This is a genomic window from Planctomyces sp. SH-PL14 (assembly GCF_001610835.1).
Lineage (GTDB): Bacteria > Planctomycetota > Planctomycetia > Planctomycetales > Planctomycetaceae > Planctomyces_A.
This window is the reverse complement of sequence record NZ_CP011270.1, coordinates 4,976,284-4,989,873: the sequence shown is the minus strand read 5'-3', so window position 1 is coordinate 4,989,873 and position 13,590 is coordinate 4,976,284. Positions and strand designations below refer to the sequence as shown.

Below are 13,590 nucleotides of genomic sequence, written 5' to 3'. Positions count from 1 at the left end.
CGATGCTCTTTGCGCCCGTCAGCACCGACGCTCCGATCTACTACCGGCCCTGGGGGACGATCTCCCTCATCGTCGTCAACGTGGTCGTGTTCCTACTCGTCCAGGGGGGCGCGTTCGGACGGCCGGACGAGATCTATCTCCAGTACGGGCTATGGCACGGCGCGGGGCTGCGGCCGGTGCAGTGGATCACGTCGAACTTCCTCCACGGGGGGATCGTTCACCTGCTGCTCAACATGCTCTTCCTGTGGGCGTTCGGTCTCGTCGTCGAAGGGAAGATCGGGCCGGGGCCGTTCCTGGCGACGTACTTCACGATCGCGGTCGTGGAGTCGGCGGTGCAGCAGCTCTGCCTGATGTGGGTGACGCCGGGAGTCTCGTTCGGCGCGTCGTCCGCGATCTTCGGCCTGATGGCGATGGCGCTGATCTGGGCTCCGCGGAACGACATCACGGTCGGCTACACTTGGATCATGCGGACCGGGCTGATCGACATCCCGATCCTGCAGTTCTCGCTGTGGATGATCGTCCTCCAGGTCCTGCTGGCGTTCACGTTCCGGTTCCACGTGACGAGCGAGATCCTGCACCTGGGTGGAGCACTCCTGGGGGCGGCGATCGCGTGGCAGTTCCTTCGCCGCGGGTGGGTCGACTGCGAGAACTGGGACATCTTCTCGGTCATGAAGGGCCGGCACCTCACAATCGACGGGGAAGCTCCGGCGCCGGTCCGCTCGACGCGGCGGCTGACGCGGGACGGCAAGCCCGCGAGGAAGAAGAAGCGGATCGATCCGCTGACGCGGAAGGTGAAGCATCTGACTCGGCTGCGGGGGCTGCTGCACGACGGGAAGCCGCGGGCCGCCTTTGACGAGTGGACGGCGGCCCGGCATTTCTCCGAGGACTGGACGACGTTCGAGTCGGACATGGTGAACCTCAGCGCGCAGTTGCAGCAGGCGGGGTATGTCTCGGAGGCGCTGGAGGTGCATCTGCACTTCATCGAGCGGTTCCCGGGGAGTGCGGACCGGGTGCGGATCGAAGCGGCGGAGTTGATGTTCCGGCACCAGAAGCGGCCGCATGCCGCGATGCGGGTGGTGGAGGGGCTGGACGTGGAGAGTCTGCCCCAGGATCTGGCCGGACGGCTGCAGCGGCTGCGGGACACGGCGGGGAAGTTGATCGATTCGGGCCACATCGAGATCGAGGGCCTCCCGTCGCGAGCGGAGCCGTAGGGAGAGGCGGAAGGCTTAAGGCTGAAGACGGAAGGTAGAGGGCTGAAGGTCCAGGGGCGCGTTCCCCAATGCCGCGGCCACCGTCTCAATACCCCAAAGGGGTCACGTCCAATAGCCCAGGGGTGCCCGCCATGCGGGCTACCCTGGGTGTGGAGCGCGTGGGGTCGTCTACCCCAAAGGGGTTGCGTCAAGGGCGATTCGTTGGCGGAACCCCTTGGGGTTCGGAAGGATTCTCTCACGACAACCCAGGGTAGTCCGCTTCGCGGCCACCCCTGGGCTATTGGGCGGAACTCCTTCGGAGTACAGAAAGCTTCCTACCCGCATCTGTGCCTCGACCGCACCGGAGCGCCCCACTCCCGCGCAACGGCCCCTCTACCTTCAGCCTTCCGCCTGAACCCCTCACTCCCTCACTGAATCGATTCCAGCATCCCCATCATCTGCGACTCGTCCCAAGCATCGGCCTCCAGACGGATCCCGATCAACACCTCGCCCGTCTTCCCATGCACCACGCCGTCCACGATGTAATACGGCTTGTCGTTCGTCGCGCTCCGCCCCTTCTCAAACCGGAACTGCACCGGCTTGTTCTGAATCATGTAGTCCTGGAACGACACACTATCCCGCCGCAGCGGAACCCCCGTCGCCCCCTTGTCCAGCAGCGTCTTGCGGATATGGTCCCGCAACTCCGGGTTCGCCAGGAACCGGCTGTCCACCTGCAGCAGCACAATCTCCCCGTCCGCCTTGGAATGCTCGAAGTACGCCCCCCGCATCCGCAGCAGGTAAGCCAGATTCCAGTCGATCGTCCCCTTGGGAGCAAAGAGCTGCGGGACGGTGATATGCAGAACTTCGTCCTTGAGCCGGACGGCCGCCTCGGGACTGTGGGCCAGGACGGGGCGGAAGCTGTAGAGAGCGATCCCGCAGCCCAGGCACAGCGTCAGCATCGTGACGCCGAAGATCGTGGAAAAGACGAGGCCCCAGACCCCTCGCGTCGAGGGAGCCGGGGCCCGGGACTTTTCAGACTCAACAGATTTGACCGGATCCGCCATGGAGGCGGATTCTCGCCCGACGAAGACGGCCGGTCCAGCGTCGGGCAGAACCCAGCGGATGGAAAACGCGTGCGGCCCTGCGCGGGGCGCATCGTTGCGGCGAAGATCGGTGGGCGGCTCCATCCCCGGTCGAGTCGGCGGGTTACTTGTGGTAACCGAGGGACTCGATGACTCCGTAGAGTTCTTCGAAGGTGATGAAGCGGCGGCGGTGTTCGAGCTTGTACTTGTCGACGGCGGAGGCGAGTTCGGCGACTTCCGGGCGGGTATTGTCGCGGGAGTCGGAGAACTGGCGGCGTTCGACGCCGGGGCTGCCGGCCTGGGCGGCGCGGCGGCGGTCGACGAACGGCGTAGCGACTTCGGATTCGGTCGGCATGGAAAACTCGCAGACAGACGCGGCGGAAGGTGTCGTCGGGCGCACGAACGGGCCGGACGATCAGCTCAACCCTAGGTCACCTGTGGCGCGAGGCGGGGGGAATTCACGCCGCATGATGACTTTTCGCCACGTCGTAGCGATTGTGCCGATGAAAGGGGCCCAATGAGCCACCGTACTTGCCGGCACGGCTCTGCTTGCTCAAACCCAACGTGCGACGGCAACCGGGGTCAAGTGGCCAAAGAAACAACACAGGCCCCCTTGCCGCCGGAGGCGCTTCCATGAGGAACCGTGGGACACCACGGATGTCCGCTTTGTGGGATCAGCTATGAGGACTCCCTTAATCCTCAACGCTCGCTTTGCAATCCCCGCGAGTTGGTGAGGGGGCATCCGGCACGTTGTCCGCGCCTGGACACGCCGTCCTTCAGACATCTCCCGACGGCCAGGCCTCCGGCGGGCAGGGGGTGGCCCCTGCACGCCACCAGGGCATCCGCCCTGGACCCGGGTCGGACAGCAACGTCGGGGCAAGTTTCGGCAGTCCGACTCTACCTTCAGCCTTCCGCCTGAACCCCTTCCGCCTCCACCCTCTCACTCTTCATCCTGCCCGTGATAGCGCTTCAATTTCTCCCGCAACGTCGCACGATGAATCCCCAGCATCCGCGCCGTCGCCGCCCGGTTTCCACCACACTGCTCCAGAGACTCTTCCAGCAGCACCGGCTCCGTCTCCGCCAGATACGTGTCGTACAACTCCGCCGACTCCAGCCCCACCAGCTCCGTCGCCCGGTCCCGACACCACGAGCGGAACCCGTCCCGCCAATCGGTCACAACCGGAACCAGCGCCTCCCGATGCGGCGGCAACGGCGGCGGCAACGACTCCACCCCGATCACGTCCGTCCGCGAAACAATCGCGGCATGCTCGACCGCATTCCGCAACTCGCGGACGTTGCCGTACCACTCGCGACGACTCAGCTCCGCAATCGCCTCGGGCGAAAGCGTCTTGGCCCTCGTCGTCGAGATCCGGCGAACGAAATATTCCGCCAGAAGCGGAATGTCTTCCTTCCGCTCCCGCAGCGGCGGAAGCTCGATCTGAAACACCCGCAACCGGAAGTACAGGTCCTCGCGGAACTCCCCTTTCGTTACGAGATCCAGCAGCGGCCGGTTCGTCGCCGCCACGACCCGGAAGTCCGAGGTATGCGGCATCCCGGTCCCGACCGGGGTCACTTCGCGGCGCTCAATCGCCCGCAGCAGCTTCACCTGCTGCGGCAGCGGAATGTCTCCCACTTCATCGAGGAGAACCGTCCCCCCTTCGGCCAGGTCCAGCACCCCGGTCCGGTCACGGTCCGCTCCGGTGAACGCCCCCTTCGAGTGACCGAAGAGTTCGCTCTCGAGGACCGTCTCGTTGTAAGCGGCAACGCAGACCGGAACGAACGGCCGGTGCCGCCGCTGACTGCAGCGATGGATCGCCTCGGCGACCAGTTCCTTGCCGGTCCCGCTCTCGCCAACGATCAGCACCGGCACGTCGCTGTCCGCCACGAGCGCGATCTGCTTGAAGACCTGCTGCATGACGTGCGACCGGCCGATGAGCGTCTCCGGCGGCGGCATGTCGTTCGTCTCGACCACCCGGACCGGCGGCCGCGACGCCTCGAAGGCCCGCTTGACGACCAGGATCGCCTGATCGAGATCGAACGGCTTCGGGAGATAATCGAACGCACCCGACTCGACCGCCCGCACCGCGACATCAAAGCTGCCGAAGGCGGTGATGATGACGATGTGCGCCCGCGGAGCGATCTCCTTGAAGTGCTCGACCGCCTTCAGCCCGTCGATCCCGGGGAGCCGGACGTCGAGGACGATGACGTCGGGAGTCCGCTGCCCGGCCCGCTTGAAGCCGTCTTCCGCGCTCGACGCGATGTCCGTGGAGAACCCTTCTTCCTTCAGCGCCGTCTGGAAGGCCCAGGCGATCGTCGGTTCGTCGTCGACAATGAGGACCTGCCCCATCAGTTACTCTCCGTATATCGGAACATGGCGGTAAGGCGTTTCCAGGATCAGCGTGCACATGACCGTGAAATACAAACGCCCCGCCCCGTGGCTCCATTCCAGAAAAGCGCCGCGAGGCCGATTCGGACTCCAGCTCCCGCCGTTCTTCCCGGAAGAAATCTGCGATCTGACGATCAGCGGAGCAACGGAATTAAACCACCGCTCCCACTGATCTCCACCCATATTATGAAGTGTCTGCGACGTATAGTACCACGCATAGACATTTCGTCGTCCCTCCGCCCATAGCGGGGCGTTGCGCTCCGACATGAGGAACTCGGTCCCCTTCAGCAGCGGGGGATAGCTGCGGGGCCATCCCAGCCACTGCCGGCAGAGCAGCCCCTCCGCGGTCATCGACATGTCCTGCTCGCTGCTCGCGGGCTCATCGGGACGATAGCGATACCGCGAGGCGTCATCGGGCGCGAGCTGCACGGAGTCGAGAAACGTCGAGGCAACGAGATACGTTTCCGCAGGAACTTCGACCCGCGCCATGCGAGCCGTGTGGAGCGCCATCAGGGCCCATCCGGTGACGCTCAGATCGCCGATGCCGTCCTCCGCAAGCGGACGGTATTTCCATCCGCCGAGCTTCGGGTTCTGCGACCGGACCAGGAACTCGACCGCCCGCGTGGCGGTGGGCCGAAGCGCCTCGTCATTCGTGAGGGCCAGCACCTCGCACAGGGCGATCGTCGCCTGCGCGTGCGAATAGTAGTGGGCTTCCTTCCCCTGCTCGGCAACGTCGAACAGGTCGCCGGTCGGCCGCTGCATTCCCTTGAGCCAGTCGATCCCCCGACGGACCGATTCCTTGTGCGGCCCGGCCTGATGCGTATTGCCGTCTCCGACGAGCGCCAGGAGCGCCAGCCCGGTCGCCCCGGTGTCGGTCTGGATCGTCCCGCCGTCGTCGTACGGCCCGGTGAGCGACCAGCGGCCGTCCTTCTGCTGTTGTTTCACAACCCACGCCAGCGACCGTTCGATGGCCTTCAGGGTGTCGACTCCCTTTCCGGCGCCCCCCGCTCCCGTCCCGGAGTTTCCGCTGCCGGTCCCGGTCCCATCGCCAACGCCGGTCCCTGCTCCGCGCCCGGAGCCGCCGCCACCACCACGGTTTCGCAAAGCTCCCGAGACATCGACCGGCTTCACGCCGACGGGAGTCGCGGCGACCGCCTCGGCGGCGGGATCAGGCACGGGCGCTGTCGGGACGGGAGTTGTCGGGGCTGCCGGGAGGGCCATCCGGGTGGCGGCATCAGGATCGGCCATCGGTCCCGGGAGGGAATTGATGCGGACGGTCTGCGGCGCCCCTCCGCCGGCGCCTTCCTCCTCGGTGACGGCGGGAAACCAGTCCAGTTCGACTGGGGGTTGCGCCGGGGGTGGGGCAATGGTGTAGACCACGACGCCGAGGGTGGCGGCGACGAAGAGGTGGATGCCGATGCTGGCGAGGAGGCCGGGGCCGAAGACGAGGACCAGCGTCGAGAGTTTGCGGAAATCGATCCAGGGACGGGGGGGTACCTGCGTGATCGGCGCGGGGGGTGGGGGGCCGAGGTCGGCGCGCGGCGTTTGCGCGGCGGACGGGGAGCAGATCCGGGGGAGGGGTTCGGCGGGTCAGGCATTCCACGATTCGGGGCGCATCTCCGCGCACGACGGTCCGGTGCGAACCCGCAGCAGATTCAGAGCTAAGAGATGAGCCAAGCATTGTAATCAGCGCAGGGCACCAGAGTCGCCCCACCACCGGGGCCAGGGGTACGCTGGTGGGGGATGCAAGGGGGAGTGTGGAGGAGGCGGAAGGGGTTCAGGCTGAAGGCGGAAGGTAGAGCGGCGCAACGCAAGATCATTTGGCCCTCATCGGGTCCAGGGGCACCTTGGTCAGGGGATGCAAGGGGGACCTGTGTTGTTTTTTGGCCCCTTGCCCGCCGGAGGCCTGACCGTCGGGTGATGTCTGAAGGAGGGTGTGTCCAAGCGCGGACACCGTGCCGGATGCCCCCTCACCAACCCGCGGGGATTCCGCCGCGAGCGGTGAGTTCTCAACGCCGGTCCCACAAAGCGATCGTCCGACACCTACCACGGTTCCTCGTTGAATCGCCTCCGGCGGCAAGGTGGCCTGTGTTGTTTTTTGGCCCCTTGACCCCGGCTGCCGTGGCACGTTGGGTTCGAACAAACAGAGTCCATCCGGCGAGGGCGGCCTTTTGCCATCCTGCACGGAGCACTCACTTCGAATCCGCCTCATCCTCCCGCGCCGCGGCCGCCCGAATCGTCTGGGCCAGACGCTCGTCGGAGTCCTTCTCAAGCAGCCCCTCCCCGTCGGATGAAGGCGGCTCGCGGAGATCGAAGTTCAACGTCGTGTCGTGTCCGTCCGCCACCAGCACCTCCGCAGACCGACCGGACCCGTTCATGAAGTAAACGTAGTTCCGTCCGGGAGCCACACGCAGAGAGTACGTTCCATCCGCCTCGACCTTCGTCGATGTCACGGCGGCTCCCGTCCGCGGACGGGCCGGACCGTAGTGGGCGATCAGGACAGGGGACTCCTTCGCCGGCGAGATCGGCTTCCCGTCAGCCCCCAGGACCGTCCCCACGACAAACCCACCGCCGACGAGACGGATATCGGCCCCCGTCACGGTCCTGCCCCGCTCCGCCTTGATCGCTTTGGCCGCCACGGCGATCCGGTCAGCGGCGTTGGCCCAGAGATTGTAGTGATCCCGGGTCATCCGCAGACGATACCGGCCGTCCGCATCCGTCGTGGTCTCGTACCACCCATGCCGCGCCACACCTTGGGCACAGACGGCAACCCCGGCCGCAGGTCGCCCTGTCACCTCATCCAGCACCCGCCCTTCGACAACGGCGGGCGAATAGAGAGTGACATCCACCCCCTGCGGAATGGCCGAGTGCATCGCCGTGGTCAGGGGATAGTCGGGGTGCCGCAGATGGAAGACGCACCCCGTCGTGACCATCGTGACCCCCGTCTTTGAGTTCGTGCGTCTGTAGGACTCCGAACTCCATCGCCGCAGGTCCGGGATCACGTACCGCCCCCGGTCGTCGGTCACGGCACTTCGAATCCCGGGAAGCGGGTCGTCCGTGAAACAGGGGAGAGAGACGGTGACGCCCGCCACGGGACGCCCTTCCGCATCGCGAACCGTTCCCGACAGGCTTCCCGGATGGGAGGACAACTCCAGATCCTGCTCGATCACCCCCTCGCCCTGGCCTTTCAGCGCCACGAGGGTGGACGCATATCCCGGAAGGGCGGCGACCGCCGTTGGATGGGTTCCGGCGGCTGCGGCGATGTCCAGGTCCTTCAGTTCGAACGCGCCGTCCGCTCCGGACTTCGTTTCACCAGCGACGATGTGGCGACGGAGCCTGGGAGACCAGGCGACGACGAGGACCCGCACATCGGTCAGCGGCTGAAACTCGTCTTCATCGAGACACCGTCCCCGCACGGTGACCTTCCGCAGCGGAGGATCGGCCGCCTCGGGTGCGGCGGCCTTCGCGACCGTGGATGAGTCATGCTTCGCCCCGGGGCCCGGGAGCCGTCCGTTCTCGACCGCACGGATACCGCCAACCACACCGCAGACGATGCCAAGCAGCAGGACGATGCCGGCCATCGTTCGCCGACGGATCCGCGTCGCCACGTCTCGGCCGGGGTGGAGCAACCCCTTGATGCGCGACTCCAGGGTCCATCGCGGCTCGAGCAGCCCCAGCGCGGGAGTCAGGCGGCCCGCCTGCGAACAGCGCTCCGTCAGTTCCAGCAGCGTCTCGGCATAGTGCGCCGGATCGCTGCAGCCGAGGACGAAGTTGTCGCAGAGTTCTTCGCGAGACCGGTTCGCCACGCGGTTCAGGAGTGCGACCCCGGGATGCCACCACCAGCCGATGGCGGCCACCCGCTGCAGAACACAGCCCCAGGCATCACGGCGAGCGACATGCGCCGCCTCATGAATCAACACCTCTCGCAGTTTCGCTTCGCATCCGGCCCGCAGCAGGTCGAGCGGAATGACGATGACCGGTCGCCAAAGTCCCAGGACCAGCGGCATCGGAATCCGGTCCGAGATCCGGACCGCCGGAAACGTCCGCAAGCCGACAATCCCGCGGACCCGCTCCGAGACCGCCCGCAGCCGATCGGAACGCTCGCGATCCAATTGCGGCGTCTCCAACACCTGTCGCACGAGCGCGCGGATTCGCCGATGCTGGGTGAAGCTCCGCGCGGCAACCACCATCGAGCCGGCCACCCAGAGACCGCCCCAGAGAACGGCGATCCAGTTCCTGACCCATCCCGTTTCTGATGCTTCGGCGCTTCCCGGCTGCGAGTCGCGACCGCTTCGGACCAGCGCCGGCCCTGGCGACGCCGAAGTCGCGACGACGGTTGAACGAGCCGGCTGCTCTGCTGCGGGGAGCGCCGGTGTGCCCGCGGCGACGGGTCCGGGGGGCTGTCCAACGGGCGAGCCCGCTTCCGCCGAGGCCCACTGCGGTCCGACCACCGGGGGCGAAGCCAGGAAAGGGACTCGCCACCACGTCCGTGCCGGCAGGGCGAGGGTCAGCACCGGGCTGGCGAGCGCCAGGACGAGGCCGACAACACCCAGAGCGTGAACCCAGGCGATCCGTCGCCGGGCGCTCCACGCCAGCGCGAGGGCGACCGCTGTGATGCCGGTCACCTGGGCGGTCGCGATCAGCAGAGACTCATTCCAGGTCGTCATGATTCCTTCTTCCGTGAGGAGGCGATGAGCCGCCGCAATCGTTCGACTTCCCCGGTGGAGAGCGCCCCGCCGTGGAGCAGCGACAGCACGAGCCCTTCCGCCGAACCGTTGAAGACGGTCTCGATCAGCCGCTGAACGGTCGACTGCTGAGAGCAGTCCCGCGAGACGGTCGGGGTGAAGAGAAACGCCCCATCGACTTCCCGGGCGGAGAGCCAGCCCTTCTCTTTCAGGCGGATCATCAGAGTCTGGACGGTGTTCCGGGCCACGCCGCGGCGTTCCTGGAGCACCTTCCAGACGTCCGCGACCGAGCACTCGCCGCGATCCCAGACGAGGTTCATGATCTCCCACTGGGCTTCCGAGAGCGCGGGAAGATCGTCCGGCCTGCTCATTTCAAATTCTCAAGAAGATGTCTCGCCGGGCCCATCTCAACCGCGGTGCGGCAGGCCACCTACACTCGTAGGCAGCATCATGCCGACAGTTGTAGGCGCCGTCAAGAGTTTGTCTGTGAAGGGCGGCCGCTCAGGTCATACGCGCACGCCCCGCAGGAGGGGAGGCTCCCCGCTCCGCCGCGATCCATTTTCGACTCCAGGAGGCGGACACCCTATTCAGACGTACGCACAAAGACAAAAGGCGAATATCACGCGAGGTAATCTCTATCGATCCGAGAAAGACCCCTGAATGTGAAGACGGCGCAAGAAAAGTATGTGAAGAATGCTTAGAAATCCGGATGTCGTGCTTGCTCTTTTAGATCCACAGGCCAGAATCGTTGAACGCGTATACAGCATGTTTACATTCTGTTAATACGCGGAGTTCAGAACTTCCATCCGACGGAGGGAACGATGGATGACGAGCCCGGTACTCGAACTCCCGCAGCGGACAGACTCAGCACCATGGAATCTGACGACGCAGCCTTGGCCGAACCTCCCGCGACGTTTGCCCCCAGCGCGGCGGCGGAACCTTGGCTGGACACATTGCTGACGGACTCTCAAGCACTCGAGGACATGGCGATCGATCGCGGCGACGTGGAAGCGGTCGAATCCATTCACGCCATGGTGATCGCACTGCTGCAGGTTCGACAGTTGCAGAACTACTTTCACCGCAGCCCAAGCCGATCCATTCAGGGGCCGGGAGGGGTCGCAGAACAACTGAACCTGACTAGAAACGCCGTTTATAAGCGTCTGGAGGCGCTAGGCCTCGAGGTTAAGCATTTTCGAGTTCCGATGCATTTTGGCGAATTGATTCAAAGCAGCAGTTTGATCCCGGGTATGATTTCGAAAGTCAAAAATCTGATAGAGACCTATCCACAGGGAACGAGCGTTCGGAAGCCTCGCTGAGGACCGGGAGTCGGTCGTGCCGGGCAAACGGACCCCAGCAGCTTGAGAAACGGAGGACAAGATGGGAGCTCAATCTTCACGTAAGGTGATCGAGTCGATTCTGGAGAAGTTCGGTTTGCGGAAGCGGATTGCCGGATGCGACGAACCGCTCGCGACAAGCCAGCAGAGCGGCGTGTGGCCGCGTCCCTCGATCCCTCCCATCGACTGGAACCTGACTCGGGGATATCTCAACTCGGGCTCCGATGTCCTCAGTCCCCCGGCCTGACGCATAAGCCACCTTTTTCGATTATTCACCGAAACAGCGCGAACAACTCCTATACACGACGCACCATACCACCAACACGATGTTCGAATGACTTGCACGATGCAATCGTGGTGAAGGCACAAGCCTTCGAGTCAAGAGGCTCGTCATGGTGGGAGCAGTAGGGTGTGGCCTCCGCGCCGGTTTCCTGACGGTGGCGATTGGGGCCTGGAATGGTTTCTCGGTGGTTTCGGTTGTGACCCTGGTGGGGGTCGGGATCCTGATCGGGATCGGCTACGGCTTCTGGAAAGACTGAAACAACCGCCTCAGCGGGCCGTGGTCAGGAAGAGACTCTGGGGCGGCCGGTCCTTGACCAGAAGCGTCGAGCCGCGGGGAGTGTCCGCTCCCCATTCACAGCCCGCGTGTTGACCGACAGAAGCGGGTGGCACCGCCGACGCGTCGCCTCGGCGAGCCGCCTCGATCAACGATTGAAGTCGACTGAGACACGGGCTGCCCCTGCGGGCAGCCCGGCTCAGGCTCGGGGCATCACACGGACAGACTCCGCAGGGGCGAACCCAGCCCGCAGCGCCGTCGACACCGTGGCGATTGCGTCGCCGCAACGCGCCTCGTCAAACCGCCCCGGCGTCTGCTAGTTTCCGGCGGAACGGATTGGAACCCGCGTGTGTGCCCAGGGCCATCACCTTAAGAGTGATGATCAGCGCGGCACCCGCCCAAGGAGCATCTCGATGAAGCACAATTTCGCGTTGGGACTGTTGTCCCTCGGGCTTATGCTGACGATGGCCAACCCCGCCGAGGCCCGCCATCGCTGCCGGCCGGGCTGGGATCAGGGCTACGGCTGCTACTTCGCCGCCCCCTATGTCGGAACAGGCCGCTACTGCGCGGGGTACGGCTACGGTCCCACCTGGACCGGTCCCCACTCGTATTCGTACTACGGACTGGCGCCGGTCAACAACTCGGTGCCGGCGACGAACGGCGCCGCCGGCATGGCGACTCCGCCCGCCGCAGCCCCGGCGACACCCGCGACCCCGGCTCCTGTGGCGCCGGCCCCTGCGGCACCGCCTGCGGCCCCCGCTCCGGCAAACTGATCGCACGCACCAGCGGGTCGTGAGGGATTCCCTCACGACCTGCCTGCTTCACCGCGACTCCCTCTCCGGCATCACGCGAACAAACTCCGCGATCGTCAGCCCCAGCTGCCGGCCCACGGTTCGATAGCCCTCCGTGGTCGAGTGCGGCGTATTCCAGGATGTCTCCAGGCAGACCGCGACGGTCTCCGGGTTCCCGTTCTCGCTGACCCACACGCCGCTGATCTGACGCCACAGCGGGTGATAGTCCGCCCCCGTGATCCGCGGCTTCTCCAGAACAGGGAGGGGCCCCTTGATCTGCCGCGCGGCGGTCTCGAGGAACCGCTCCCGCCGGAGCTGACCGATGGGGGCGAGCAGCGACGGAGGCGCGACGAAGAAGAACGGCCGCTTGTCCCCCGGCGCCGGGTTGTGGAGGTCAATGAAGAGGCCGAGACGCCCCTCCTTCGAGAACTCTTTGAGACGGGCCTGGGCAGCTTCGATCTCCGGATAGACCGGCTTCTCGGCCCAGTCCCGGTTGTGATCCCGCGGGTCCGCCTCTTTCCCTCCGTTGCCGGTCGCAACGTTGTCGACGTCCATGATCGGGAGGACAACCACCTCGACGCTGGATCGGAGCCGCGCCGCTTCGGCATCGCCGCTCACGAGCCATTCGACGAGTCCCCGCGCCACCCAGCTCGCTCCCGATTCCCAGGCGTGCTGGCGGGCGTGGATCCACACGACCGGAGCCTTCGGCTTGTCCGCCGCCCCGACGCGAAGCCCCTGCACGGGCCGGCCCTCCCGGGTCCTGCAGAGAACAAACTCCTCGACATCCGGCTGCGCCTTCCGGGCCTCGGCAATAAGGTGTTCCGTATCCTTCGGTGTGAACGGCGGCCCCCAGGCGACCCACAGCGGGCCTCCGGTACCGAGGACCTTGTATCGCAGAACGGCCCCGGCCCGTTCGCCCGGCTCCGTGTGCCGCCAGGCGACCCCATCGTTCGAGACCGAGGCCCGTTCCGGCATCGCCCATCCGGAGTCGAGCGGCTTCCCGGTATCGCGTCCGTTGTTCCGGGCCGGAGCCGGACTTCCGGAGAGATCCAGCGTCGCCGTCTGCCCTTCACCAAGCCCGTCGATCCGGAAGAACCACCAGCAGGGCCACCCGCGGTTCGGGTCTCCGCCGGGTGTAAAGGCGATCGTCCGCCGCTCCGGGTCGACCGAAACGACTCGAACGGAGCCCCCCTCAAAGTCGGACGACACCTTCAGCTCATCGGCGAAAACCGCCTGTTCCGAGGCAGGCCAGATCGCGAGCAGGCACAGACCGAGTCCGATCATTCGCAGCATGGAAGCGCTCCCTGAGTCGAAGGCCCCATGCTGGCCCAGCGTCGATCACCACACAAGCCCGGCCGGGGCGGCGCCGCTGATCCGGTCGATGGCTCCTCACGGAAACAGCAGGGAGGACTCCCTTCTCTCCACGACGTCCGCTCTGCACTCCCTGCGGGTTGGGGCGGGGGCATACGACACGTTGTCCGCGCTTGGATACGCGTCGTTTCCAACGGTTCTCGAGCACTCAGCCTCCGGCGGGCAGGGGGCGGCCCCTGCACGCCGCCAGGGCCA

General features: G+C 65.8%; 12 protein-coding genes. 5 read left to right on the top strand and 7 right to left on the bottom strand.

Going from position 1 to position 13,590, the window contains the following annotated elements; translation table 11 throughout:
- The first annotated feature begins 2 nt into the window (after positions 1-2).
- Positions 3-1,211: a rhomboid family intramembrane serine protease gene (locus VT03_RS19035; RefSeq protein WP_075094445.1), complete on the top strand. Its 1,209-nt coding sequence runs from the start codon at positions 3-5 to the stop codon at positions 1,209-1,211.
- Between the two features lie 407 nt (positions 1,212-1,618).
- Here the strand turns inward: VT03_RS19035 and VT03_RS19030 are convergent, their stop codons facing one another.
- From VT03_RS19030 to VT03_RS19005, 6 genes are all read right to left on the bottom strand, one after another.
- Complete coding sequence (locus tag VT03_RS19030; RefSeq protein WP_156514613.1) at positions 1,619-2,254, bottom strand: hypothetical protein; 636 nt, start codon at positions 2,252-2,254, stop codon at positions 1,619-1,621.
- A gap of 142 nt (positions 2,255-2,396) precedes the next feature.
- Positions 2,397-2,627 (bottom strand): hypothetical protein, encoded by a 231-nt coding sequence (locus tag VT03_RS19025; RefSeq protein ID WP_075094443.1) that lies wholly within the window; start codon positions 2,625-2,627, stop codon positions 2,397-2,399.
- A 585-nt stretch (positions 2,628-3,212) separates the two neighbouring features.
- Positions 3,213-4,619, bottom strand: a complete 1,407-nt coding sequence (locus tag VT03_RS19020) for a sigma-54-dependent transcriptional regulator (protein WP_075094442.1) — start codon at positions 4,617-4,619, stop codon at positions 3,213-3,215.
- Between the two features lie 3 nt (positions 4,620-4,622).
- The gene (locus VT03_RS19015; RefSeq protein WP_156514612.1) at positions 4,623-5,834 is read right to left on the bottom strand and encodes a prenyltransferase/squalene oxidase repeat-containing protein; all 1,212 of its coding nucleotides are present in this window, start codon (positions 5,832-5,834) and stop codon (positions 4,623-4,625) included.
- 1,016 nt (positions 5,835-6,850) lie between these two features.
- Positions 6,851-9,325 carry a M56 family metallopeptidase gene (locus VT03_RS19010; protein ID WP_075094440.1) on the bottom strand — a complete coding sequence of 825 codons (2,475 nt, stop codon included), beginning with the start codon at positions 9,323-9,325 and terminating at the stop codon, positions 6,851-6,853.
- On the bottom strand, positions 9,322-9,714 hold the full coding sequence (locus tag VT03_RS19005) for a BlaI/MecI/CopY family transcriptional regulator (protein WP_075094439.1): 393 nt from the start codon (positions 9,712-9,714) through the stop codon (positions 9,322-9,324). Before VT03_RS19005 ends, VT03_RS19010 begins: the two co-directional genes overlap by 4 nt.
- Positions 9,715-10,215: 501 nt before the next feature.
- Here VT03_RS19005 and VT03_RS19000 point away from each other — a divergent pair.
- From VT03_RS19000 to VT03_RS33645, 4 genes are all read left to right on the top strand, one after another.
- Entirely contained in the window at positions 10,216-10,659 is a 444-nt protein-coding gene (locus tag VT03_RS19000; protein ID WP_156514611.1) for a hypothetical protein, read from the top strand.
- A 61-nt stretch (positions 10,660-10,720) separates the two neighbouring features.
- Positions 10,721-10,924, top strand: a complete 204-nt coding sequence (locus VT03_RS18995) for a hypothetical protein (RefSeq protein WP_156514610.1) — start codon at positions 10,721-10,723, stop codon at positions 10,922-10,924.
- A 145-nt stretch (positions 10,925-11,069) separates the two neighbouring features.
- Positions 11,070-11,216, top strand: a complete 147-nt coding sequence (locus VT03_RS33650) for a hypothetical protein (RefSeq protein ID WP_156514609.1) — start codon at positions 11,070-11,072, stop codon at positions 11,214-11,216.
- Positions 11,217-11,646: 430 nt separating this feature from the next.
- A complete protein-coding gene (locus VT03_RS33645; RefSeq protein WP_156514608.1) occupies positions 11,647-12,006 on the top strand; it encodes a hypothetical protein in 360 nt (119 codons plus the stop codon).
- A 48-nt stretch (positions 12,007-12,054) separates the two neighbouring features.
- On the opposite strand, the gene VT03_RS18985 is transcribed toward VT03_RS33645, so the two are convergent.
- A complete protein-coding gene (locus VT03_RS18985; RefSeq protein ID WP_075094436.1) occupies positions 12,055-13,317 on the bottom strand; it encodes a M14 family zinc carboxypeptidase in 1,263 nt (420 codons plus the stop codon).
- Positions 13,318-13,590 lie beyond the last annotated feature (273 nt).

What these genes read in the sequence shown, in the direction of transcription:
- VT03_RS33645 (WP_156514608.1), top strand. Translation starts at nt 11,647, where the DNA reads ATGAAGCACAATTTCGCGTTGGGACTGTTGTCCCTCGGGCTTATGCTG.
- VT03_RS18985 (WP_075094436.1), bottom strand. Translation starts at nt 13,317, where the DNA reads ATGCTGCGAATGATCGGACTCGGTCTGTGCCTGCTCGCGATCTGGCCT.
- VT03_RS19030 (WP_156514613.1), bottom strand. Translation starts at nt 2,254, where the DNA reads ATGGCGGATCCGGTCAAATCTGTTGAGTCTGAAAAGTCCCGGGCCCCG.
- VT03_RS19020 (WP_075094442.1), bottom strand. Translation starts at nt 4,619, where the DNA reads ATGGGGCAGGTCCTCATTGTCGACGACGAACCGACGATCGCCTGGGCC.
- VT03_RS19010 (WP_075094440.1), bottom strand. Translation starts at nt 9,325, where the DNA reads ATGACGACCTGGAATGAGTCTCTGCTGATCGCGACCGCCCAGGTGACC.
- VT03_RS18995 (WP_156514610.1), top strand. Translation starts at nt 10,721, where the DNA reads ATGGGAGCTCAATCTTCACGTAAGGTGATCGAGTCGATTCTGGAGAAG.
- VT03_RS19000 (WP_156514611.1), top strand. Translation starts at nt 10,216, where the DNA reads ATGGAATCTGACGACGCAGCCTTGGCCGAACCTCCCGCGACGTTTGCC.
- VT03_RS33650 (WP_156514609.1), top strand. Translation starts at nt 11,070, where the DNA reads ATGGTGGGAGCAGTAGGGTGTGGCCTCCGCGCCGGTTTCCTGACGGTG.
- VT03_RS19005 (WP_075094439.1), bottom strand. Translation starts at nt 9,714, where the DNA reads ATGAGCAGGCCGGACGATCTTCCCGCGCTCTCGGAAGCCCAGTGGGAG.
- VT03_RS19025 (WP_075094443.1), bottom strand. Translation starts at nt 2,627, where the DNA reads ATGCCGACCGAATCCGAAGTCGCTACGCCGTTCGTCGACCGCCGCCGC.
- VT03_RS19035 (WP_075094445.1), top strand. Translation starts at nt 3, where the DNA reads ATGCTCTTTGCGCCCGTCAGCACCGACGCTCCGATCTACTACCGGCCC.